Annotated in this window: 21 protein-coding genes and 1 pseudogene; 18 read left to right on the top strand and 4 right to left on the bottom strand. The window is 58.7% G+C overall.

Annotated features, from left to right (window positions below):
* The 11 genes and pseudogenes from narI (at position 1) to LQ945_RS03475 (ending at position 9,624) form a co-directional block, all read left to right on the top strand.
* Positions 1 to 678 (top strand): respiratory nitrate reductase subunit gamma, encoded by a 678-nt coding sequence (gene narI, locus LQ945_RS03525; RefSeq protein WP_270102265.1) that lies wholly within the window; start codon positions 1 to 3, stop codon positions 676 to 678.
* A gap of 322 nt (positions 679 to 1,000) precedes the next feature.
* Complete coding sequence (locus LQ945_RS03520) at positions 1,001 to 2,008, top strand: 3-oxoacyl-[acyl-carrier-protein] synthase III C-terminal domain-containing protein (protein WP_270102264.1); 1,008 nt, start codon at positions 1,001 to 1,003, stop codon at positions 2,006 to 2,008.
* The gene (locus tag LQ945_RS03515; RefSeq protein ID WP_270102263.1) at positions 2,005 to 3,021 is read left to right on the top strand and encodes an NAD-dependent epimerase/dehydratase family protein; all 1,017 of its coding nucleotides are present in this window, start codon (positions 2,005 to 2,007) and stop codon (positions 3,019 to 3,021) included. The genes LQ945_RS03520 and LQ945_RS03515 overlap by 4 nt, the downstream gene beginning before the upstream one ends.
* Positions 3,014 to 3,820 (top strand): MBL fold metallo-hydrolase, encoded by an 807-nt coding sequence (locus tag LQ945_RS03510; protein WP_270102262.1) that lies wholly within the window; start codon positions 3,014 to 3,016, stop codon positions 3,818 to 3,820. Before LQ945_RS03515 ends, LQ945_RS03510 begins: the two co-directional genes overlap by 8 nt.
* On the top strand, positions 3,817 to 5,103 hold the full coding sequence (locus LQ945_RS03505) for a F390 synthetase-related protein (RefSeq protein ID WP_270102261.1): 1,287 nt from the start codon (positions 3,817 to 3,819) through the stop codon (positions 5,101 to 5,103). The genes LQ945_RS03510 and LQ945_RS03505 overlap by 4 nt, the downstream gene beginning before the upstream one ends.
* The gene (locus tag LQ945_RS03500) at positions 5,100 to 5,717 is read left to right on the top strand and encodes a phosphatase PAP2 family protein (RefSeq protein WP_270102260.1); all 618 of its coding nucleotides are present in this window, start codon (positions 5,100 to 5,102) and stop codon (positions 5,715 to 5,717) included. Before LQ945_RS03505 ends, LQ945_RS03500 begins: the two co-directional genes overlap by 4 nt.
* Positions 5,714 to 6,832, top strand: a complete 1,119-nt coding sequence (locus LQ945_RS03495; protein ID WP_270102259.1) for a sterol desaturase family protein — start codon at positions 5,714 to 5,716, stop codon at positions 6,830 to 6,832. Before LQ945_RS03500 ends, LQ945_RS03495 begins: the two co-directional genes overlap by 4 nt.
* Positions 6,825 to 7,916, top strand: a complete 1,092-nt coding sequence (locus LQ945_RS03490) for a fatty acid desaturase family protein (RefSeq protein WP_270102258.1) — start codon at positions 6,825 to 6,827, stop codon at positions 7,914 to 7,916. The genes LQ945_RS03495 and LQ945_RS03490 overlap by 8 nt, the downstream gene beginning before the upstream one ends.
* A 2-nt stretch (positions 7,917 to 7,918) precedes the next feature.
* Positions 7,919 to 9,019: a fatty acid desaturase family protein gene (locus tag LQ945_RS03485; RefSeq protein ID WP_420136182.1), complete on the top strand. Its 1,101-nt coding sequence runs from the start codon at positions 7,919 to 7,921 to the stop codon at positions 9,017 to 9,019.
* Positions 9,020 to 9,137: 118 nt separating this feature from the next.
* The gene (locus LQ945_RS03480; protein WP_182821932.1) at positions 9,138 to 9,362 is read left to right on the top strand and encodes a hypothetical protein; all 225 of its coding nucleotides are present in this window, start codon (positions 9,138 to 9,140) and stop codon (positions 9,360 to 9,362) included.
* Positions 9,359 to 9,624: pseudogene (locus LQ945_RS03475) on the top strand (hypothetical protein). The gene LQ945_RS03480 and the pseudogene LQ945_RS03475 overlap by 4 nt, the downstream one beginning before the upstream one ends.
* Positions 9,625 to 9,632: 8 nt before the next feature.
* Here the strand turns inward: LQ945_RS03475 and LQ945_RS03470 are convergent.
* From LQ945_RS03470 to LQ945_RS03460, 3 genes are read right to left on the bottom strand one after another with little or no spacing between them, the layout of a single operon-like run.
* Entirely contained in the window at positions 9,633 to 9,782 is a 150-nt protein-coding gene (locus tag LQ945_RS03470; RefSeq protein WP_071827050.1) for a DUF2474 domain-containing protein, read from the bottom strand.
* A 14-nt stretch (positions 9,783 to 9,796) separates the two neighbouring features.
* Complete coding sequence (gene cydB / locus LQ945_RS03465) at positions 9,797 to 10,804, bottom strand: cytochrome d ubiquinol oxidase subunit II (RefSeq protein ID WP_269935059.1); 1,008 nt, start codon at positions 10,802 to 10,804, stop codon at positions 9,797 to 9,799.
* A gap of 2 nt (positions 10,805 to 10,806) precedes the next feature.
* Positions 10,807 to 12,207: a cytochrome ubiquinol oxidase subunit I gene (locus LQ945_RS03460; RefSeq protein ID WP_270102256.1), complete on the bottom strand. Its 1,401-nt coding sequence runs from the start codon at positions 12,205 to 12,207 to the stop codon at positions 10,807 to 10,809.
* Between the two features lie 144 nt (positions 12,208 to 12,351).
* On the opposite strand from LQ945_RS03460, the gene LQ945_RS03455 reads away from it, so the two are divergent.
* The 6 genes from LQ945_RS03455 to LQ945_RS03430 all read left to right on the top strand — a co-directional run bounded on the left by LQ945_RS03455 (position 12,352) and on the right by LQ945_RS03430 (position 19,510).
* A complete protein-coding gene (locus tag LQ945_RS03455) occupies positions 12,352 to 13,770 on the top strand; it encodes a PLP-dependent aminotransferase family protein (protein ID WP_182821938.1) in 1,419 nt (472 codons plus the stop codon).
* 152 nt (positions 13,771 to 13,922) lie between these two features.
* Positions 13,923 to 15,611 carry an ABC transporter substrate-binding protein gene (locus LQ945_RS03450; RefSeq protein ID WP_270102255.1) on the top strand — a complete coding sequence of 563 codons (1,689 nt, stop codon included), beginning with the start codon at positions 13,923 to 13,925 and terminating at the stop codon, positions 15,609 to 15,611.
* A 48-nt stretch (positions 15,612 to 15,659) separates the two neighbouring features.
* Positions 15,660 to 16,616 (top strand): ABC transporter permease, encoded by a 957-nt coding sequence (locus LQ945_RS03445; protein WP_270102254.1) that lies wholly within the window; start codon positions 15,660 to 15,662, stop codon positions 16,614 to 16,616.
* 2 nt (positions 16,617 to 16,618) lie between these two features.
* Entirely contained in the window at positions 16,619 to 17,569 is a 951-nt protein-coding gene (gene opp4C, locus LQ945_RS03440; RefSeq protein WP_044551965.1) for an oligopeptide ABC transporter permease, read from the top strand.
* Positions 17,566 to 18,552, top strand: a complete 987-nt coding sequence (locus tag LQ945_RS03435; protein WP_270102253.1) for an ABC transporter ATP-binding protein — start codon at positions 17,566 to 17,568, stop codon at positions 18,550 to 18,552. The genes opp4C and LQ945_RS03435 overlap by 4 nt, the downstream gene beginning before the upstream one ends.
* On the top strand, positions 18,542 to 19,510 hold the full coding sequence (locus LQ945_RS03430; RefSeq protein ID WP_269935064.1) for an ABC transporter ATP-binding protein: 969 nt from the start codon (positions 18,542 to 18,544) through the stop codon (positions 19,508 to 19,510). The genes LQ945_RS03435 and LQ945_RS03430 overlap by 11 nt, the downstream gene beginning before the upstream one ends.
* Positions 19,511 to 19,512: 2 nt before the next feature.
* Here the strand turns inward: LQ945_RS03430 and LQ945_RS03425 are convergent, their stop codons facing one another.
* Positions 19,513 to 20,487, bottom strand: coding sequence for an alpha/beta hydrolase (locus LQ945_RS03425; RefSeq protein WP_269935065.1), 975 nt, complete (start codon positions 20,485 to 20,487; stop codon positions 19,513 to 19,515).
* A gap of 260 nt (positions 20,488 to 20,747) precedes the next feature.
* Between LQ945_RS03425 and LQ945_RS03420 the strand changes: the two genes are divergently transcribed.
* Entirely contained in the window at positions 20,748 to 21,674 is a 927-nt protein-coding gene (locus tag LQ945_RS03420) for a N(4)-(beta-N-acetylglucosaminyl)-L-asparaginase (protein WP_270102252.1), read from the top strand.
* The last annotated feature ends 84 nt before the right edge of the window (positions 21,675 to 21,758 follow it).

Raw genomic sequence — 21,758 nt, 5'->3', positions numbered from 1 at the left:
ATGCAATTTTTAAATCAATTCTTCTTCGATATTTACCCCTATCTGGCGGGAGCGATTTTCCTGATAGGCAGCTGGTTGCGTTACGATTACGGGCAGTACAGCTGGCGTGCCGGCTCCAGCCAAATGCTGGATAAAAAGGGCATGCGGTTGGCTTCCAACCTGTTCCATATCGGTATTTTGGGTATCTTCGCCGGGCACTTCCTCGGCATGCTGACGCCGCACTGGATGTATGAAGCTTTCCTGCCGATCGACGTGAAACAGAAGCTGGCGATGATTGCCGGCGGTGCCTGCGGCGTGATGACGCTGGTCGGCGGGGCGCTGTTACTGAAACGTCGCCTGACTAACCCGCGGGTGCGTGCGACCAGCAGTTTTGCCGACATAATGATCCTGACGCTGTTGGTGGTGCAGGTGTGTCTGGGGCTGCTGACCATTCCGTTCTCCGCCCAGCATATGGACGGCAGCGAGATGATGAAGCTGGTGGCCTGGGCGCAGGCGGTGGTGACCTTCCACGCCGGAGCGTCACAGCATCTGGCTGGCGTTGCGTTGATCTTCAAATTACATATGGTGCTGGGCATGACGCTGTTCGTGCTGTTCCCGTTCTGCCGCCTGATGCATATCTGGAGCGTGCCGGTGGAATACCTGACCCGTCGCTACCAACTGGTGCGTAACCGCCGTTAATTCCTCGCCTACATAGCGGCAATGCCTGCCAGGTGTTGCCGCTTTTCTGCCTCTCGGTTGTTTTCCGCCTATTCTTAATTTATCTCCCCTGAGTGAGTTCCTGTAGACCTCCGTTCAACCTTGCTCTAGGCTGTGGCCGGATAAACAGACGTGATTTATCGGCTCAGTTAAATGAACGGAATCAATCAGTAAGAATGCCACTTGGGTTTTTCTTTATGCTGATGTCAAACAAGTGTATGGCTGAGGATAGCGGGGTTTGAATCATTAACCGCGCTTGATAGTTGGCCAACGGAATAATGGACAAGCAGGCTGAACAACGATAATGACCCTAAATAGCCTTTCCCAAAGCTTATTGCCTCTTAAAATTATTGCGACCGGTGCGGCGTTGCCGCCGCAGTGCGTCGAATCCTCGGCGCTGGACCGTCGCCTGAATAAGTCAGCCGGTTACGTGGAAAAACGTTCGGGCATTATTCATCGTTTCCATGCCGACAACGAGGCCAGCCAGGCCGAATTGGCCGTCGCTGCGCTGGATGATGCCCTTGCCCGGCATGCGATCCCGCGAGATTCCATCGATCTGCTGATCTCTGCCTCGGCCATCGCGGTGCAGGCATTGCCTTTCAGCGCCGCCCATATTCTTAAACTGGCACGACTGCGGCCGGGGATCGCGGGCTTTGATATCAACACCAGCTGCGTCAGTTTTATCTCCGCGCTGCAGGTGGCGGCAGGGTTGCTCAATACGGGCGTTTATCGGCGCATTGCTATTGTCTCTGCCGATATCGCTTCGCGCGGTATCGACTGGGAGGATGAAGAGTCTTCATTGATCTTCGGTGATGGTGCGGCCTGCGCTATTGTCGAGCAAGGTGACGGGCGTAGCGGCATTTTGTCCTACCTGATGGAAACCCACCCGGAAGGCAGCGATCTTTGTGAGATCAGAGCCGGCGGTACGCGCCGCAACCCGCGCGCCGGCATGAATGACAGTGACTTTCTGTTCCATATGAAGGGCAAGCAGCTGTTCCGCCAGGCTTCGGCGCTGATCGAAAGCTTCCTTGGCCGCTTGCTGTCGGCCGCGGGGCTGAACCTGGCACAAATTGCTACCGTGGTGCCGCATCAGGCCAGCCATCTCTCTTTGGAGCATATGCGCAAGCGGCTGCATGTTTCCCCGCAGGCCCTGGTGGATATCTATCGTTACCGGGGCAATCAGGTGGCGGCTTCCATTCCTTCGACCCTGCACCAAGCGGCAATAACCGGCAGGTTGAACGCCGAACGTCCGGTGATGCTGATCGGCACCGCCGCCGGTTTGACGTTGGGCGGCATGGTACTGCTGCCATGAAGGTGCTGGTGACCGGAGCGACCAGCGGGCTGGGGCGCAACGCCGCCGAGTGGCTGTTGGCCGCCGGGCATCAGGTGCATGCCACCGGGCGGGATATTGCCGCGGGGCGGCAGTTGGCGGCACTGGGCGCCAGGTTTACCGCGCTGGACCTGACCGTGGCCGGGGACGAGCAGTGTGAGCAATTAATCGCAGGCCATGACATCGTCTGGCACTGTGCCGCAAAATCTTCACCCTGGGGCAGCCGCGAGGCGTTTGATCAGGCCAATACCCGCGTGACGGAAAAACTCGCCGGCGCCGCCGGACGTTGCGGGGTTCAGCGGTTTATCCATATTTCGACGCCGGCGGTTTATTTCGATTTCAGCCACCGCCACAACGTCACCGAGGCGGATATTTCCCGACGCTTCGCCAATCATTATGCCGCCAGCAAGTTTGCTGCCGAACAGAGCATTGCGGCGGAGGTGTCCGCCTTTCCGCACACCACCTACCTGATCTTGCGCCCTCGCGGCCTGTTCGGTCCCCATGACCGGGTCATCGTGCCAAGGATACTGGCGCAGCTGCGGCGCGATAAAGGCGTGCTGCGTTTGCCGGGCGGCGGTTCCGCTTATCTGGATCTCACCTTTGTGCTCAACGTGGTGCATGCGATGGATCTGGCCAGCCGTCAACCAGGTTTACCGTCCGGCAGCATTTTCAATATCACCAACCAACAGCCGCAGCGCCTGGCCGATATGTTGCACCAACTGCTCAACCGGCAGTTGGGCTGGCAATACGCCGTCGAGGCGGTGCCATATCCCTTATTGTCGGGCGTTGCTACGGGGATGGAGCTGTTGGCCCACGTCACCCGTAAAGAACCGATGCTGACCCGCTACAGCGTTGCGGCGGCCTATTTCGACATGACGCTGGATAACACCCGGGCGATAGAGGTGCTGGGTTATCGGCCGCGCTACAGTCTGGAGCAGGGGATCGAACTGACGGCGCAGTGGTTAAAGCAGCAGGGGATGATCGCAGATGGCTAACATCATGACGTTTGAAATCGGTTATTGCACTCATCTGGGCTGCATGGCGCTGCGCGGTTCGGCGATGCGCACCTGTAAATTTCCTTCCCGGGCCTATCTGCTGGAAGTCGGCGAGCGCCGCTGGCTGTGGGATACCGGTTATGCCAGCCATTTTGAGCATTACACCGCCAGCGGCATTTTTCGGCTTTATCGCCAGGTGACGCCGGTTTATTTCAGCCCGCAGCAGGCCCTGTTGGAACAGTTGCGCAGTCTGGGGCTGAACACTGGCGATATCGAGGCGGTGATCATTTCGCACTTTCATGCGGACCACATTGCCGGTCTGCGAGACTTCAGCAGCCTGAAGATGATTTGCTCCGGCGAAGGGTGGCAGCAAACCCGAGAGCTGCGCGGTTTTGCCGCGTTGAAAAGGGCATTTGTGCCCGGATTGATTCCGGAAGGTTTTGAATCTGCGCTGCAGTTCGTCGAGGGATTTCCCCTGCAAAGCCTGCCTGCCGCATTGGCCCCTTTCCAACAGGGCTATGTGCTGCCGGGCAGCGGCGGAGAAATTGTTATCGTGCCGCTGCCAGGGCACGCCGCCGGGCACCTTGGGGCCTTTGTGCTGACCGATGCCGGCTGGACGCTGCTGGCCAGCGATGCCGCCTGGTCGCCGCTGAACTATCAGCAACTGCGTGGCCCTTCGCGGTTGGCTAACCTGATCATGGACAATCCGCGCAGCTATTACGACACCCTGGGCGCACTCAACCAGCTCTATCTTGGCGGCGCTGCGGAGATCCGCCTGTGTCATGAGGGGGATTTATGATCCCGCTGATGACGCTATGGCACTACCTGCGTGCGCGGCGACTGAGCTTTACCCAACGGGCGGCGCTGGAGGCCTATCAGGCGCGCCAGCTGAAGCGCTTTGCCCAGCGCGTATTGGCGAACAGTCCCTATTTTCAGCCCTATAGTGCATTGCCCCTGACCGAGTGGCCAACGATGGACAAGGCGGTGATGATGGCCAATTTCGATAGGATGAACACCGCTGGTCTGCGATTGGAGGAGCTTTTGGCCTGTGCCCGGCGCAGCGAAAGCGATCGCGATTTCAGCCCTAAAGTGGGCAACTACAGCGTCGGTTTATCTACCGGCACCTCTGGGCGGCGCGGCGTGTTCGTCGTCAGCCCCCAGGAGCAGCAGATTTGGGCCGGGGGCATGCTGGCAAAAATGTTGCCGCAGGGGGTATTTGCCGGGGAGAAGGTCGCGCTGTTCCTGCGGGCCGACAACAACCTGTACCACAGCGTCAATAACCGTTGGCTGAGCCTGTCGTTTTACGATCTGTTCGCTCCCTTTGCCGAACATTTGCCGCAGATTGAGCGTGGACAGCCGACGATTATCGTGGCGCCGGCCCAGGTGTTGTGCGCCCTGGCGGATGCCGTTGAACGCGGTGAACTCAAGCTCAGCGTTAAAAAAGTGATTTCAGTGGCCGAAGTGCTGGAACCGCAGGATCGCCAACGTTTGCAACGGGTGTTTGCGCAGGTGGGGGAAGTGTATCAAGCCACCGAAGGTTTTTTGGCCGCGACCTGCAGCCACGGCATTTTGCATCTGAACGAAGAGTTTATTCATGTCGAACCTCAGTGGATCGACGAGCGGCGTTTTACCCCGTTGATTACCGATTTTACCCGCCGTACCCAACCGATAGTGCGTTATCGCCTGGACGATATTCTGGTGAAGCGCGAACAACCCTGTCCCTGCGGGCAGGCGACTATGGCATTGGATCGTATCGAAGGGCGCTGCGATGACCAACTGCTGTTGCCGGCCAGGCAGGGCGCAACGCAGCAGGTCTTCGCCGACCTATGCCGCCGCGTGATAGCCAATGCGTTGCCGGCGGTGGCGGATTACCGGCTGACGCAGCAGGGCGGCAGTGAGCTGTATCTGACGGCCGATTGCAGCCCGGAGGCGTTGGCGAGCTGCCAACGGCAATTGATCGCGCTGTTCGAACAACAAGGTATTGCCACCGAGCAACTGGCGTGGCACCTGCAAACGCAGGCGATCATGCCGCAGTTCGATGCCAAGCGCCGCCGCATTGTTCGCTTGCCGGAGGCCGGATGAAAATCGTTGTTTATCGCCTGTGGCAGATGTTGCTGGGGTGGGGATTTGTCGGGGTTATCTACCACGGCAGCGATCGCTGGCAAGGTGCCGGCCACTTGCTGACGCCCGGCTGGGTTGACCGGGCGATCCCGTTCAGCCCGCACGCCATCTGGCTGTATCTGTCGTTTTTCCTGATTATCCCGCTGTGCTATCTGCTTTGTCCGTTGAACCGACTAAAATGGCTCAGAACTACCATGCAGCTTAGCGCCTTGCTGGCGGGCGCCATTTATCTGCTGTGGCCGACGACGATGGACTATCCGCGCGTTCAGCCGGGTTCGGTGAGTGCTGATTTGCTGGCGGCGCTGATCGGCGTTGATTCGTCGCAAAACTGCCTGCCTTCACTGCATATCGCCTTGACGGTATTGGCGGTGTGGGCGGCGGCGGAAAGCCATAAAAAACTGCGCAGCGCGTTGCTGATCGTCTGGGGGCTGGCGATTGCCTTTTCCATCTTGCAACTGCGTCGCCACCTGTTTGTGGATTTGCTCAGTGGGGCGGCGTTGGCGTGGGGCGTGGGCTACGTCTGCCAGCGAGTTCAATGGATTGGCTGGGGCGTACGGCAGGGGGAAGAGTCATGATCGATCTGGTGATACCTATCGTGTTTATGCTGTTGGTGGTGCTGGGGGAAGCCCTGTGGCTGCAGTGGCGGCGCAAGGGCAGCGTCGATTGGCATGACGTGATTTTCAACCTCAACTCCGGGCATATCATGCTGTGGCTGTTTCGCGGTTTGGAAATTGCCTGCTACGGCTACGTGGTCACGCATTTCAATCAGGGCTGGCTGGACGGTTGGCCGCCGGTGCTGATGTGGTTGTTTGCGATACTGGCCTGGGATTTTGGTTTTTACTGGCTACACCGGTTACACCACCGTTTCCGCCTGCTGTGGGCGGTGCATGTGGTGCATCACCAGGGCGAGCATTTCAATCTGTCACTGGGCGTGCGCAACTCGTGGTATTCGTCACTGACCTCCATCCCGTTCTTTATGCTGTTGGCATTGGCGGGCGTGCCGCTGTCGGTGTTTATCACCGTTTCTATCCTGCATTACAGCATTCAGCTGTTTAACCATAATTCGGTGACCCCAAAACTCGGCTTTCTGGAGCACATTCTGGTGACGCCGGCGCATCACCGGGTGCACCACGTTAAAGACCTGGCCTATTCCAACCGGAATTTCGGCGGCAGCTTTATCTTCTGGGACAAGCTGTTTGGCACCTTTTGCCCGGCTCTGCCGACGGAACCTTTTACCTATGGCGTGCGTGGCGACAAATCTTCCGCCAATCCGTTTTGGGCCAGTAACCTGCCGTTTATGCGCTATTTCAAGCTGCCTTTCCAACCTTCGACCCAGAGCGGGCGTTTCCGCTGTTCCGCCGGGTGCCTGGTGAGCGGGGCCATGCTGCTGTTTGCTCTGGTGCTGGGCTATATTTATCGTTTTGGTTACGGCTATGACGGGGTGACCGGCGAGCAGGCGGCGTTGTTTGTGCTGTTGGCGACCGGGGCGATCGCCTTGGGAGGGATGGCTGAAGGTCGCCGCTGGGGCGTAGGCGTTTGGCTGTTGGTGACGCTGGCTTTCCCCTTGTGGTTATTGAAAGTGCCCGATGGGCAGTCCGTTTTCTGGTGGAGCCTGGCCGGTGTCATTGTGGTTCACGGTTGCGCTGTCGCGGTCGGCTGGGGACGCCAAAAGGAGGCCGCGTATGGTTGATTTGCCGCCGCTGAGTTTTCCCGCTGAGGGGGAACAGGCGTTTCATCGGGAATTGAAACGACGGGCGCATGCTTATCTGAGCGGTCGCGACGATCACCGTTTTGCCGATGCGGCCCGTTGGGCCAAGGCCACGATTTTGCTGCTGCTTTGCGTGGGCTTCTACCTGCTCAGTTTGATGCAGCACCGGCCTTTGGCCTTTATGCTGTGTTACTTCGCTTTTGTCATGATGGGCATGTTGCTGAACGTCAACGTTAATCACGATGCATCACACAACGCCTTCGCCCGCACGCCGTGGGTCAATCGTCTGGTCGGGCGGCTGGTGACTCTGCCGCTGGGCGTCGATCCGGATTACTGGCGAACCCGGCACGTCAGCTATCACCATGTGTATGCCAACGTCGAACATTACGATCTGGATACGGAAGAGAACGGTTTCTTTCGCCAAACCCCGTTTCAGAGCTGGCGAGCCTATATGCGCTATCAGCACCTTTACTGGCCGCTGATTGCCGCGCTGTCGCTGCCGTACATTGCGCTGGTGTTCGATTGGTCGGATCGCTTGGGCAAGACGCCGCTGGCGGCGAAGGGCGTATTGCCCGGACGCAAGGGCTGGGCGGTGTTCATTGCCGGGAAAATAGGTCATCTGTTGCTGGTGCTGGCGATCCCGTTGGTGGTGGGGCAACAAAATGGCATCGGCTGGCCAACGGTGCTGGTCGCCTATCTGCTGAGCCAAATGCTGGCCTCGCTGTGGGTGGTGTTTTTGCTGTTGGGGACCCACTGGGCGCAGGCTGAATTTTATGCGCTGCCGGCAGGCGGCCAGATGCCGCAGGGGTGGTATCGGCATAACTTCGCCACCGCCTGCGATTGGGAAACCTCGCCGAAGTGGCTGCACCATCTGACCGGCGGGCTGAATTATCACCTGACCCACCATTTGTTCCCCGGCTGGAATCATCGTCATTATCCGGCGCTGGCCGTCATACTGGCGGAGGTGGCAGCAAGTCACAACATGGATTATCGCTGCATCGGCTATCGTGAATTATTGCGACAGCAGCAACGTTTTTTACGCGCCATGGGGCAACCACCGCAATGAAAATGCCGGACACCACACCGCTACCGCCCTTGGCGTTCCAGCGAGAGGCGAGTGAGATCCACCAGGACCTGATGCGGGCCAGCCAGGCCTACCTGGCGACGCGCGGCGATCACCGTTTTGCCGACGGCAGAATGTTCGCCAAGCTGTTGGCGCTAATACTGTTGTGCGCCGGTTTTTACGCGCTGAGCCTGCAGCAGCAACATTTCTGGGCTTACTTTGGCTGCTATGTCGGCTTTATTTTTTCCGCCATGATGCTGACGATCAATGTGGTGCACGACGCCTCGCATAATGCCGTTTTCAAACGCGCACGGTTGAATCACTGGCTTAACTTTTTCGTCAGTATGCCCTTGGGGCTGGATGCCGACTGTTGGCGGGTGCGGCACGTCATCTTCCACCATGCCTATAACAATATCGAAGGTTACGATCCGGATATTGAACCTAACGGCGTATTACGGCAAACGCCGTTCCAGCGTCGCAAGGCATTTATGCGCCTGCAGCCCTACTATTGGCCGATCGTCGCGGCGCTGACTTTCCCTTATTACATCTGGTTGTTCGACTGGCTGGATCGCGCCGGTAAAACGCGTATGGCGCCGAAGATGATGTTCCAGGGCCGGAAGGGGTGGGGGATTTTCCTGTTGGGCAAGCTGGCGCATTTTACCCTGGCGCTGGCCATTCCTCTGTGGCTGATGCCGCCGGCGGTCAGTGCCGGAATGGTGTTACTGACCTATCTGCTCAGCCAGATGCTGTCGTCACTGGTGTTTGTGATGCTGATTGTCGGTACCCACTGGGCCAAGGCCAACTTTTATCAGGCCCCCGAACAGGGACGGCTGGCGCACGGTTGGTACCAGCACGTTTTTGCCACCACCTTTGACTGGCAAGCTTCTCCGTCGTGGCTGGGCTATTGGCTTGGCGGGGCTAACCTGCACCTGACGCACCATCTGTTCCCCCATTGGAATCACCGGCATTACCCGGCGCTGGCCAAGATCATTGCCGAGGTGGCCGCGCAGCACGGCCTGGATTATCAATGCCTCAGTCTGAAAAGGTTACTGGGCATGCAGCAACGGTTTCTCGGGGCGATGGGGCGTAAGCCAGCTGATCGTTGATAAATGCAAGTCTTGCAACATATTGAATTTGCGAGACGTTACGCAGTTCGCTAATTGAACAGACCGTGCGGCTCACGTAGACTCTGTATCACTGACAATCAGCCACAGGAGGTGGAGTATGCGCAGTTTGCCGATCCGTTTATCCAATAAAATTGATGACGATCTGAATGATATAGCCCGGCGCCATGGGATGGAGAAAACCGAGGTGATCAAGATGGCCTTTGCGTTGATAGCCATAGCCGATAAGCACTGGATGAAACAGAACGGGACGTCCCTTGGCATAGTGCGGGAGAATGGCAAAGAGTTGGAGGCCGTGGGGCAAGTCGTGGGGATCTTCCCATGAGTATCGAAGACACCAATCTACGCGATGAAGCCGGTAGGGTTTATCTGGAGCAGATGTTGGTGTTCGATGAAATGGAACGTTTGCGCTTGGCGCGTCAGGTGCTGTGCGGGATCTTCATGATAAGCGTGGGGTTTTTACCGCCCACGCTTATTGGGATCAAAGCGAGCCTATAAGGCAAGTGTTCGAGCTGTTGAAAATTAGTGCGCTGCCCTTGGTCACGCTGGTTATTTCCTTCTATTTCCCCAACACCTTGGCCAGATAGCGCTCAGGTTATTCCGACTTCATGCCCGCAGCGGTCATCAGCAGGCGGAACATCGAGGCGACCAGGAACAGCCCCAGCACGCTGGCACTCCAGATAATCACCAGCCAGCCAACGCGTTTCCACCAGGGGGCCGGTGCGCTTGCGGTTTTATCTTGCATACTGTTTTCCCTCATCAATGGTAACCCTGTTCATGGCTGACCTTGCCGCGGAACACGTAGTAGCTCCAGAAGGTGTAGACCAAAATAATCGGGATGATGAACAGCGCGCCGACCAGCATAAAGCCCAGGCTTTGCGGCGGTGCGGCGGCGTCCCACAGGGTGATGGACGGTGGGATCAGCAGCGGCCAGATGCTGATGCCCAAGCCGCTCAGGCCGAGGAACACCAGCAGCAGGGTCAGCAAGAACGGCGAATAGTGCGCCGCGTTGTTCACGCCGCGCTGGATCCCCCAGGCGCTGAGCAACACCAGTACCGGAACCGGTAGCAGCCAGAACAGGTTCGGCAGCGTAAACCAGCGGCTGGCGATCTCGGGATGGGCAATCGGCGTCCAGATACTGACCACCGCCAACACCAGCAGCAAAGTGACCAGCAGCGGCGTCGCCAACCGATACATGCGAGCCTGCAGGTCACCGGCGGTCTTCATTACCAGCCAGGTACAGCCCAGCAGTGCATAGGTCACCACCAGCCCCAACCCGCAAAACAGCGCGAACGGCGTCAGCCAGTCAAGGGCTCCTCCGGCATAGCTGCGGCCGTTGACCGGGAAGCCATTGATGATGGCGCCCACTACCACCCCCTGACTGAAGGTGGCGAACAGAGATCCCCAGATAAACGCCTTATCCCAGATATGCCGCTTTTCTTCCTTGGCCTTGAAGCGGAATTCAAAGGCCACGCCGCGGAAGATCAGCCCGAACAGCATCAGGGTGAGCGGAATGGCCAGCGCATCGAGGATCACCGCGTAGGCCAACGGGAAGGCGCCAAACAGCGCCGCACCGCCCAGCACCAGCCAGGTTTCGTTACCGTCCCAAACCGGTGCGACGGTGTTCATCATCACATCGCGGTCACCGCTGTCCTTGACCCAGGGGAACAGAATACCGATACCCAAATCAAAGCCGTCCATTACCACGTACATCATGGTGCTGAACACGATGATCACAAACCAAATCAACGGAAGATCAATACCCATGCTCAGCTCCTGTCATCCAGAGTTTCTTTTACCGCAGACAGCGGGCGAGCCGGTCTGCCGTCCGTGTCGTCTTCATTGCTTTCATGCTGCTGCGGTCCTTTGCGGATCAGACGCATCATGTAGGAGTACCCCACGCCGAACACCGAACAGTAAACGATGATAAACGCCAGCAGGCTGATGCTCATGTGCAGGTCACCGTGCGCGGAAACCGCATCTTTGGTGCGCAGCAGACCATAGACCACCCACGGCTGTCGGCCGATTTCGGTGGTGAACCAACCCGCCAGCAGCGCCACCAACCCGGATGGCCCCATCCACAGGATGAAGTACAGGAAGGGGCGGGACTGGTACAGCCCGCCGCGCCAGCGCAGCCACAGGCTCCAAACCCCGGCGAAGATCATCAGCATGCCCAGCGCCACCATGATGCGGAACGACCAGAACACCACGGTAGAGTTGGGGCGATCCTCCGGCGGGAAGGATTTCAGCGCCGGGACCTGTTCGGTCAGGCTGTGAGTCAGGATCAGGCTGCCAAGATAGGGCACTTCCAGCTTGAAGCGAGTCTCTTCACGCTCCATGTCCGGCCAACCGAACAGGATCAGCGGCGTCGCCTCTCCCGGCGGGTTTTCCCAGTGGCCTTCAATGGCGGCAATCTTCGCCGGCTGGTACTTCAGCGTATTCAGGCCGTGCGCATCACCAATCAGGGCTTGTACCGGCGCGACGATCAGCGCCATCCACATCGCCATTGACAGCATTTTGCGCATTGCCGGCGTGTCACGCCCGCGCAGCAGGTGCCAGGCGGCGGAAGCGCCCACGAAGAAGGCCGAAGACAGGAAAGCGGCGGTCGACATGTGCAACAGACGGTACGGGAATGACGGGTTGAATATCACTTTCAGCCAGTCGACCGGTACCACCTGGCCGTTGATGATTTCGTGACCCTGCGGCGTTTGCATCCAGCTGTTGGACGCCAGGATCCAGAAGGTGGAAATCAGGGTGCCCAGCGCCACCATGCAGGTCGCGAAGAAGTGCAACCCTGGGCCGACGCGGTTCCAACCGAACAACATCACCCCAAGGAAGCCGGCCTCCAGGAAGAAGGCGGTCAGCACTTCATAGGTCAGCAACGGGCCGGTGATACTGCCGGCGAACTCGGAGAAGAAGCTCCAGTTGGTGCCGAACTGATAGGCCATTACCAGCCCCGAAACCACCCCCATGCCGAAGTTGACGGCAAAAATTTTCGACCAGAAATGGTACAAGTCGCGATAGGCTTCATTGCGTGTTTTCAGCCATAGCCCTTCCAGCACCGCCAGGTAACTGGCCAAGCCTATGGTGATTGCAGGAAAAATAATATGGAAAGAAACGGTGAAGGCGAACTGTATTCTGGCAAGTTCCAGTGCATCAAGACCCAGCATGGCGCCTCCTTGGGTTGGACATAAAATAACCTCTTCAGTATAGCTGCAATTTTTTTGTGGAAAGCTTGGCGCCAAGTTAAGCACGGAGTACAGTGACTATAATAGTGACAGTTATTTCACTTTTTCATATAACAGTTAAGGCCTATGACCAGATACGAGCAGCTCGCACAGCAAATACGTGAACAGATCCAGAACCGGGTATGGCGGGCGGGGGACAAGCTGCCGTCGCTGCGGGAGAGCGGCAAGCGTGCAGGGCTGAGCCTGATGACGGTGGTGCAGTCGTATCAACTGCTGGAGAGTCAGGGCTGGATCGTCGCGCGACCGCAGTCCGGCTATTACGTGGCGGCACGCCCGCAACCGCTGCCGCAGCCGGCGCGCGGGGAAAAACTGCTGTTGAGTGAGCAGGTTGACATCAACACCTTTATCTTCGACGTGTTGCAGGCGTGCAAAGATCCCGAAATTATCCCCTTCGGCTCGGCGTTTCCCGATGCCACGCTGTTTGCTCAGCCGAAGCTGGCGCGGGCGCTGAGCAGCGTAGCGCGCAAATTCACCCCGCACAGTTCGCTGGCTAACCTGCCGCCCGGCAATGACGCGTTGCGCCGCAACATTGCCCAGCGTTATGCGTTGAGCGGCATGCAGGTCGCCCCGGATGAAATCGTGATTACCGCCGGTGCTATGGAGTCGCTGAGCCTTAGCCTGCAGGCGGTGACGCAGCCGGGGGATTACGTGGCGATCGAGTCCCCGGCCTTTTACGGGGCATTGCAGGCGCTGGAGCGGCTGCGGTTAAAGGCGGTGGCGATCGCGACCCATCCGCAGGACGGCATCGATCTGGATGCGTTGGAACATGCCTTGGAACAGTACCCGATTAAGGCCTGCTGGCTGATGACCTACTTCCAGAATCCATTGGGCGCCTCGATGCCGGCAGAGAATAAACAGCGGCTGGTGGGCATGCTGCGCGAGCGGCAGATATCGCTGATTGAGGACGATGTTTACGGCGAACTGTATTTCAGCGCCGAGCGCCCGCAGCCGGCCAAGGCGTTAGACCGCGGCGGGCAGATTTTGCACTGTTCGTCGTTTTCAAAATGCCTTGCACCGGGCTTTCGCGTGGGCTGGGTGGCGGCGGGGCGCTATGCGCAGCAGATCCAGCGTTTGCAACTGATGAGCACGGTATCGACCAGCGTGCCCACCCAGTTGGCGATCGCCGATTATCTGCTGCATGGCGGCTACGACACCCATCTGCGGCGCTTGCGTCGGCTGCTGGCTCAGCGTCAGAGCATGATGCGCCAGGCGATTGCCCATCACTTTCCACCTACCGTAAAGGTCAGCCAGCCTGACGGCGGCTATTTTCTGTGGGTAGAGCTGGATCCTGCGCTGTCGTCGATGGAACTGTACCAGCGCGCGCTGGCGTTAGGTGTGAGTATCGCGCCAGGCAGGATGTTCACCACCGGCAACCATTTCAACCACTGCTTCCGCCTGAACGCCTCTTTTGACTGGAGCGACAAGCACGAAGCGGCGATTCAGACCTTAGCCAAACTTATCCGGCAGCTTGAACCCTCAGGCTAAACACGCCCAGTGACCGGAAATCGCAATAGAAAAATTCATATTGCGATTTCCGGCAATAGAATGCCGGTTTCGTTGTTAGACAGCCCCCCGGACGCCGATTACTCTGCGATAAATTTTGTCACATTTATCAACGGGTAAACGAGGGGCGGCGGGTGAGCAGAATAAGAAATCAACTGAATAAACGGGTGCAAAAACCACGGACCGCGCTGGCCATCGCCTGCGCGCTGGGCCTGGCATTTAGCGCCCAGGCGGAAACCTTGGCGGAAGGCATTACTCCGGCCAGCGACGCCAGCCTGGTGCCGGCGGCGGCCAAGCTGCGCAAAGACACCGTGGTGGCCGGTATTCTGGAGCCTCAGGGCAATTTTAATCCCTATCTGTTCAGCAATGGCTGGGATGAGAACGTCACCGACGTGATCTTTACCCGGCTGATTGGTCTGGACAGCCAGGGCAAACCGGTGGCGCGGCTGGCAGAGTCCTGGCAGGTCAGCCCGGACAACCGGGTCTACACCATCAAACTGCGGCCTAATCTGCTCTACAGCGACGGCTCGCCAATCAAAGCCGAAGATATCGCCTTTACCCTGACGCTGCTGCATGACCCTGCCTATGACGGAGATACCGACATTGCTCCGGCGCACATTCAGGGCGGGGCGGAGTACAAGAACGGCACCGCCCCCAGCATCAGCGGGCTGAAGGTGATCGACGATCGTACGCTTCAAATCACCACCACCCAGCCGGGGGCGACTACGCTGCAGCTGATCGGCGGGCCGGTGCTGTCGAAAGCCTATTACGGCAAGGAATACCAGCGCGGTAAGCTGGAGAGCGTGCGTGCGCTGAACGGCAAGCCGTTAGGCAACGGGCCCTATATTTACGATAAATACGTACCGGGGCAGGAAATCCGGTTCCACGCCAACCCGAACTTCTATCTCGGTACGCCGGCCGTGGCGCGCTTTATTTACCGGGTGACCAATCCCTCAACCAACTTCCAGCTGTTCCAGACCGGCGAAACCGACTACGACGCCTTTACTTCCAAGCCCGATGACATTGAACAGCTGAAGCTGCTTGGCTTCGCCAATATCAATTTGTACAGCTCCAGCGACTACAGCCGGGTGGATTTCAACTTTAAACGTCCGGCTCTGCAGGATGCGCGCGTGCGTCAGGCACTGATCTACGGTCTGGATCGGCAAAAGCTGATTACCGTGGTGTACCAGGGTTACGGTTCGGTGGCCAATCAGCCGATCTCGCCCGTATCCTGGGCATACGATCCGCAGGGCATCAACCCCTACGCCTACGATGTCAACAAAGCCAAGCAACTGCTGGATCAGGCCGGGTGGAAACCGGGAGCGGACGGCATTCGCCAGAAGGACGGTAAAAAGCTGGAGCTGACGCTGTTGGTGACCAAAAAGCTGATTAACGATGCGCTGGTGCCGATTGCCAAAGACAACTATCGGCAGATTGGCGTGCTGTTGAAGCCGCAGGTGTTGGATTTCAATGCGCTGCTGGCGCAACGCAAGGCCGGTAATTACGATCTGGCGTCGCTCAGTACCAGCGGGCTGAATGACCCGCATGACGGGGTGCGTGATTTCATCAGCCAGGTCAGCGAAACCGGCTATCACAATCCGCAGGTGGACAAGCTGATTGGCGAGGCTAACGCCACGCTGGATATCGAACAGCGTAAGCCTTTATACCATAAGCTGTATCAGGTATTGGCCGAGGATCCGCCGGTGATCTTGCTGGGTAACCGTAAAGTGCTCAGCGCCAGCAGCGCGCGCGTCACCGGCTTTAAACCGGACGTTTACAACGGTCTGACCGGCAGCCTGCCGGACGTTAAACTGGCTCAGTAACGGCAAGGCACCGCTGCGCCGGTTTGGGCAGCGGTGACGGAAAACACCATGAGAAATTTTATCCTGCGCCGCTTGCTGCAAACCCTGCCGATGATGCTACTGGCGTCGCTGCTGATTTTCTTTATTTTCGCGATGACTCCCGGCGACTTTATCGACGGCAACATCAACCTGACGCCGCAGCGCGCGGCTGAGCTGCGGGCGCTCTACGGGCTGGATCAGCCACTGTTCAGCCGCTATCTGCACTGGCTCGGCCAACTGTTGCAGGGCGATCTCGGCTTCTCGCTGCAATACCAAATCCCGGTCAGTACCCTGTTGAACCAGTATATCTGGAACTCCTTCCTGCTGGCGTCGGTGGCGCTGGTGCTGTATTGGGGCATTGCGTTGGCGGTGGGCGTGGCCTCGGCAATGAAACCCTATTCGCTGTTCGATCATCTGGTGACCGTGGCGGTGTTCGGTGCCATGTCGTTCCCGACCTTTTTCCTCTGTCTGTTGCTGATCAAATGGTTCGCCGTCGATCTGCACTGGCTGCCTGCGGGTGGCATGCTGCGCACCGGTAGCGAAGCCAGCGGATTGGCGTGGGCACTGGACGTGGCGGCGCACCTGTTGCTGCCGGTGCTGGCGTTGGTGATGCTGCAGGCCGGTACCCTGACGCGCTATTTCCGCGCCAGCATGCTGGACGTGATCCGCATGGATTATATCCGTACCGCACGCGCCAAGGGGCTGAAGGAAAAGACGGTGATCCTGCGACATGCGCTGCGTAATGCGCTGTTGCCGATCATCACCCTGTTGGGCTTTGAGCTGCCCGCGCTGTTTTCCGGCGCGCTGATCACCGAAAAAATCTTCAACTGGCCGGGCGCCGGGCATATCCATATCGATTCGCTGGCGGCGCGCGACTATCCGGTATTGATGGGCTTTACGCTGTTTCTGGCGGTATTGACCATTTTAGGCAATCTGCTGGCGGACATTTTGTATGCCTATGCCGACCCGCGCATTCGTTTGAGGTAACTATGTTGGCATCCTTATTTTTCGGGCGTCGTCGCCGTTGGCGGCAAGCGCAACTCCCGGCGCTGGCGCAGCTGTCGCCGCCGCCGACCGCCCAGGCCTGGCAGCGGCTGCGGCGTCACCGCCTGGCGATGATTTCACTGCTGCTGTTGGTGTTGATGGCGGTGCTGTGCCTGTTCGGTCCGATGCTGTCACCCTGGCAGGACGATGCCGGCGATGCGTTGAGTATCAACCAGGCGCCTGGCGCAGAACACTGGCTGGGCACCGATTTTCTCGGTCGCGATATTTATACCCGCCTGCTGCTGGCGGGGCGCATTTCGCTGACCATCGGCCTGGTGTCGATGCTGTTGTCGGTCACGCTCGGTTACCTGCTGGGGGCCCTGTCCGGCTATCTTGGCGGCGTGGTGGATAAGCTGATTATGCGCTTTGCCGATCTGTTGATGACCATTCCCAGCCTGCCGCTGCTGATCATTATGGGCGCGATGCTGTCGGAGCTGGACGTTTCGCCGGACTACCGTATTTACATGGTGATGATCATGCTCAGCCTGCTGGGTTGGCCGTCGCTGGCGCGGCTGGTGCGCGGGCAAATTTTGTCGTTGCGCGAGCGTGACTTCATGCTGGCCACCGAGGTGCTGGGCTTGTCCACCCGGCGGCGTATCTTCGGCCACCTGCTGCCCAATACCATTCCGATCCTGGTGGTGGTGGCCACCATGGGCGTCGCTAATGCGATTCTCAGCGAATCGGCGCTGAGCTACCTGGGGTTGGGCGTGGTGCCACCAATGCCGTCGTGGGGCAACATGATGGACGCCGCCAACAGCCTGATCGATTTTCAACGTCGCCCCTGGCTGTGGATGCCACCGGGGTTGGCGATTTTCATCACCGTCGTGGCGATTAATATTCTGGGTGACGGCCTGCGGGACGCGCTTGATCCAAAAATGAACGGGGTAAGACGATGAGCCAGCCGCTGGTGGTCTTTAATCAACTGTCGGTAGCCTTTCAGGGCGAACAGGGGCGGGTACGGGCGGTGCAACAGGTGAGTTTTGACCTGCATGCCGGACAAACGCTGGGAGTAGTCGGCGAGTCCGGCTGCGGTAAAAGCGTGACCGCAATGGCGCTGATGGGGCTGTTGCCACAACCGCTGGCGCAAATTGACGGCGGTGAAATTCATTTCGACGGCCAGGATTTGTTGAAGTTGCGGCCCCAGCAAATGGCCGATTTGCGCGGTAACCGTTTGGCGATGATTTTTCAGGAACCGATGAGCGCATTGAACCCGGTATTGACGATTGGCGAGCAGTTGGTTGAACCGTTAATCCGTCATCGGGGCGCGACGCCGAAAGCCGCCTGGCGGGAAGCCACGGCGCTGATTACCGAAGTTGGTCTGGCGCGTGCCGAACAGCTGATGGCCAGCTATCCGCACCAGCTTTCCGGCGGCATGTTGCAGCGCATCATGATCGCCATGGCCATCAGTTGCCGGCCAGCGTTGCTGATTGCCGACGAACCCACTACCGCGTTGGATGTCACCGTGCAGGCGCAAATTCTGGCGCTGCTGCGCGAGCAGGCGCGTAAACACAATATGGCGATGATGCTGATTACTCACGATCTCGGGGTGATTGCCCAGATGGCAGATCGGCTGGTGGTGATGTACGCCGGGCGTATTGTCGAGCAGGGGGCCACGCATGAAGTGTTGGCCAATCCGCAGCACCCTTACACCCAGGGATTGATGGCCTCACGGCCGGTGGCAGGGCAGCGGCGGCGGCGGTTGTATTCGATCCCCGGCCAGGTGCCCGATCTGGCCAGTTTGCCGGACTACTGCGCCTTTGCCGAACGCTGTGACAAAGCGAGCGCTCGCTGCCGTGACGGCATTCCGCCATTGTATGGCGATCGGCGGCGGCAATCCGCCTGTTTCCTGAATGCCGGGGGGCGTATTCATGTCGGCTGAACCCTTGGTGGAGGTGAAAGGGCTGAAGAAATATTTCCCGCTGCGTGAAGGGCTATTCGGTCAGACCACCGGGCAACTGCGGGCGGTGGATGATGTCAGCTTCAGCATTCGCCGGGGAACGGTTTTTGGCCTGGTGGGGGAGTCCGGCAGCGGTAAAACCACCGTAGGCCGAACCCTGCTGGGGCTGCATGAAAAGACCGCCGGTGAGGTACTGTTCAAAGGACAGGCGTTAGATGCGCTCAGCGTCCGCGAGCGGCGCGCGATGCGCCCGAAGATGCAGCTGGTGTTTCAAGACCCGTACAGTTCCCTGAATCCGAGAATGCGGGTAGGCGATGCGATTGGCGAAGCCCTGCTGCAGCACGGCTTGGTGCAAAAGAGCGAGCTGCGAGACCGGGTGATGGATACCCTGGAAATCTGCGGGTTGTCGGCGCAGCATTACGGGCGATTTCCCCATGAGTTTTCCGGCGGCCAGCGGCAGCGTATCGGTATAGCCAGGGCACTGATTTTGCAGCCGGAGTTTATCGTCGCCGACGAGCCGATTTCGGCACTAGACGTCTCTATTCAGGCGCAGATCATCAACCTGTTTTCCGATCTTCAGGAACAGCAGGGGGTGACTTTCCTGTTTATTTCGCACGATCTCGGGGTGGTGGAGCATCTGTGTCAGGACGTGGCGGTAATGTACCTTGGGCAAATTGTCGAAAGTGCCGATCGCGATTCGCTGTTTCGCCAGCCGCTGCACCCTTACACTCAGGCACTGTTGGCCGCGGTACCCAGTTTGGATCCGCACCGTCAGCCGCAGGCGATGGCCCGGGGAGAATTACCTGACCCCGCCCAGCCACCGCAAGGCTGTCGCTTTCACACTCGCTGTCCGCAGGCCACTGCGCAATGCCGGGAACAGGCCCCGGCGTTACGGCAGGTGGCGGCAGGTCACCGGGTGGCCTGCCATTATGTCGGCTGAGCTTAGGCCAGATAGTGTTTCAGCGCGCGCCCGGCCTGATGGATGGCCGAGTGCACCGCCGGTACCTCGGCGATCGGGTTGAGCAAGCCATAGTCGTGGATCAGGCCGTTATAACGGGTGGAGGTGACTTCCACCCCGGCGGCATTGAGCAGGCGGGCATAGGCTTCGCCTTCGTCACGCAGCACGTCCAGTTCGGCGGTTTGCACCAGCGCCGGCGGCAGGCCTTTCAACTGTTCCAGCGTGGCGTTAAGCGGCGAGGCGTAGATCTCTTTGCGCTGGGCTTTATCGGTGGTGTAGTTGTCCCAGAACCATTTCATCATGTTGCGGGTGAGGAAATAGCCCTCGCCGAACTGGTGGTAAGACTCGGTATCGAAATTGGCGTGGGTCACTGGCCACAGCAGGATCTGGCTGCGCAGGGCAGGCGTGCCTTTATCTTTGGCCATCAGGCTGACCACCGCCGCCATATTGCCGCCGGCGCTGTTGCCGACTACCGCCAGACGTGAACCGTCGACGTTGATTTTCTCGCCGTACTCGGCCACCCATTCGGTCGCCGCGTAGGCCTGATTGATGGCGACAGGGTAATGAGCTTCCGGCGATCGGCTGTAGTTAACGAACACCGCCGCCGCGCCGGAGCTGTGTACCAGATCGCGCACCAGCCGTTCGTGGGTCGGGAAGTCTCCCAGCACCCAGCCGCCGCCGTGGAAGAACATGAACACTGGCAGCTTCTCCTTTACTTTGGCCGGCCGCACGATGTGCAGCAGGATATCCTGACCATCGACGCGAATAGTTTTTTCGCTGATTTCGACTTCACGCAGAGGGACTTCGGTACCGCTTTGCAGGCCCTCCATCACCTTACGCGCCTCTTTCGGCTTCAGCTGTTCCAGGGGTTTGGCGTCACTGGAATTCAGCGCATCAAGAAAGGTACGGATATCGTGCTGTGCTGCCGGCTGGGTAAGATCAACAGTTTTCTTGGACATCTTGGTTCCTCTGGCACAGGGGGATGAAAACCTTCTGGTGAGATCACAGTGTAGTAGAACAGAGTGTCGATGGGCTTAGTGGTGTGTGCCCTGTTGCAAAAGGCGCGTCACGCCACGCTTTTCACCGCTTCGGTTTGACTTTTCAGATGGGCAGCGATATTTTTTAATCACCATGGAACACGTGTTCCATTGATGCAAATGACCGGTCATCACCGGTGCCTTTCTTTTAGCGCTGAACACCGTGCGGGAAACATAACCCTATGATTGTGATTGCAAACTCTGAAGGACACCCGGGTATCGGCCTGTCTGCCGAACGGTTACGACAGGGGCAGAATGGCCTGCGTGCCATCGTTGAGGGCATCAAGCTGGTGGAACTGGATCCGAGCGTACGTACGGTGGGCTTCGGTGGCTGGCCCAACGTGCTGGGTGAGATGGAGCTGGATGCTTCGGTGATGGACGGCGATAGCTTGCGCACCGGTGCGGTGGGGGCGTTACAAGGCTACCTGCATCCGGTCGAAGTCGCTTATCGGGTGATGGAAGATCTTAACCATGAAATCCTGGTGGGCGCCGGAGCGGCACGTTTCGCCGCTGAGATCGGCGCGTTGGCGGGTGACAACCTGATTGCCGATTCCAAACGGGTCTGGTGGGAAAAACTGGAGCAGGCGATGGATGCCGAACAGCTTCGCAAATGGCCGAATATCCCACTGGCAGGGCTGTCCAATAATGCCACCGATCCTGAACGGGTGCGCGACACCACGGTATTTTTAGCCATGGATGGTGGGCGCACGCTCAGCGCGGCGACGTCAACGTCAGGCTGGGCGTGGAAATACCCGGGGCGGCTGGGGGACAGCCCGATCATCGGCAGCGGCTCCTATGCCGACAGCCGCTATGGCGCCTGTGCCTGTACCCACACCGGGGAAATGACCATTCGCTGTGGCACCAGTCGCGCAGTCGTGCTGTATATGAAGATGGGGATGACGCTGGATCAGGCGGTGTATGAGGCGATTGAAGATCTGAATTACCTGAAGGATGGCTACACCGAAGGGGTGACTATTCACGCCATCGATAAGGACGGAAACCACAAGGTCGTCAGCCTTAACTGCCCGGGGCCGATTCAGTATTGGCTGTGGCAAAGCGGTATGGCGGCACCGGAATTGCGCGATGCGGAGATTATAACGACCCGCTGACCAGGTGCTCTGTTGTTATGGGAGGGGCGCGGCATGCTGCGCCCAATAGCATCATCAATGAGTGACATGGGGCGAACCGGTTCG

The sequence above is a fragment of the Serratia liquefaciens genome (assembly GCF_027594825.1).
Classification (GTDB): Bacteria; Pseudomonadota; Gammaproteobacteria; order Enterobacterales; family Enterobacteriaceae; genus Serratia; species Serratia liquefaciens_A.
Note: the sequence above shows the minus strand (reverse complement) of the source record. Positions and strands in the feature narration are given on the sequence as shown.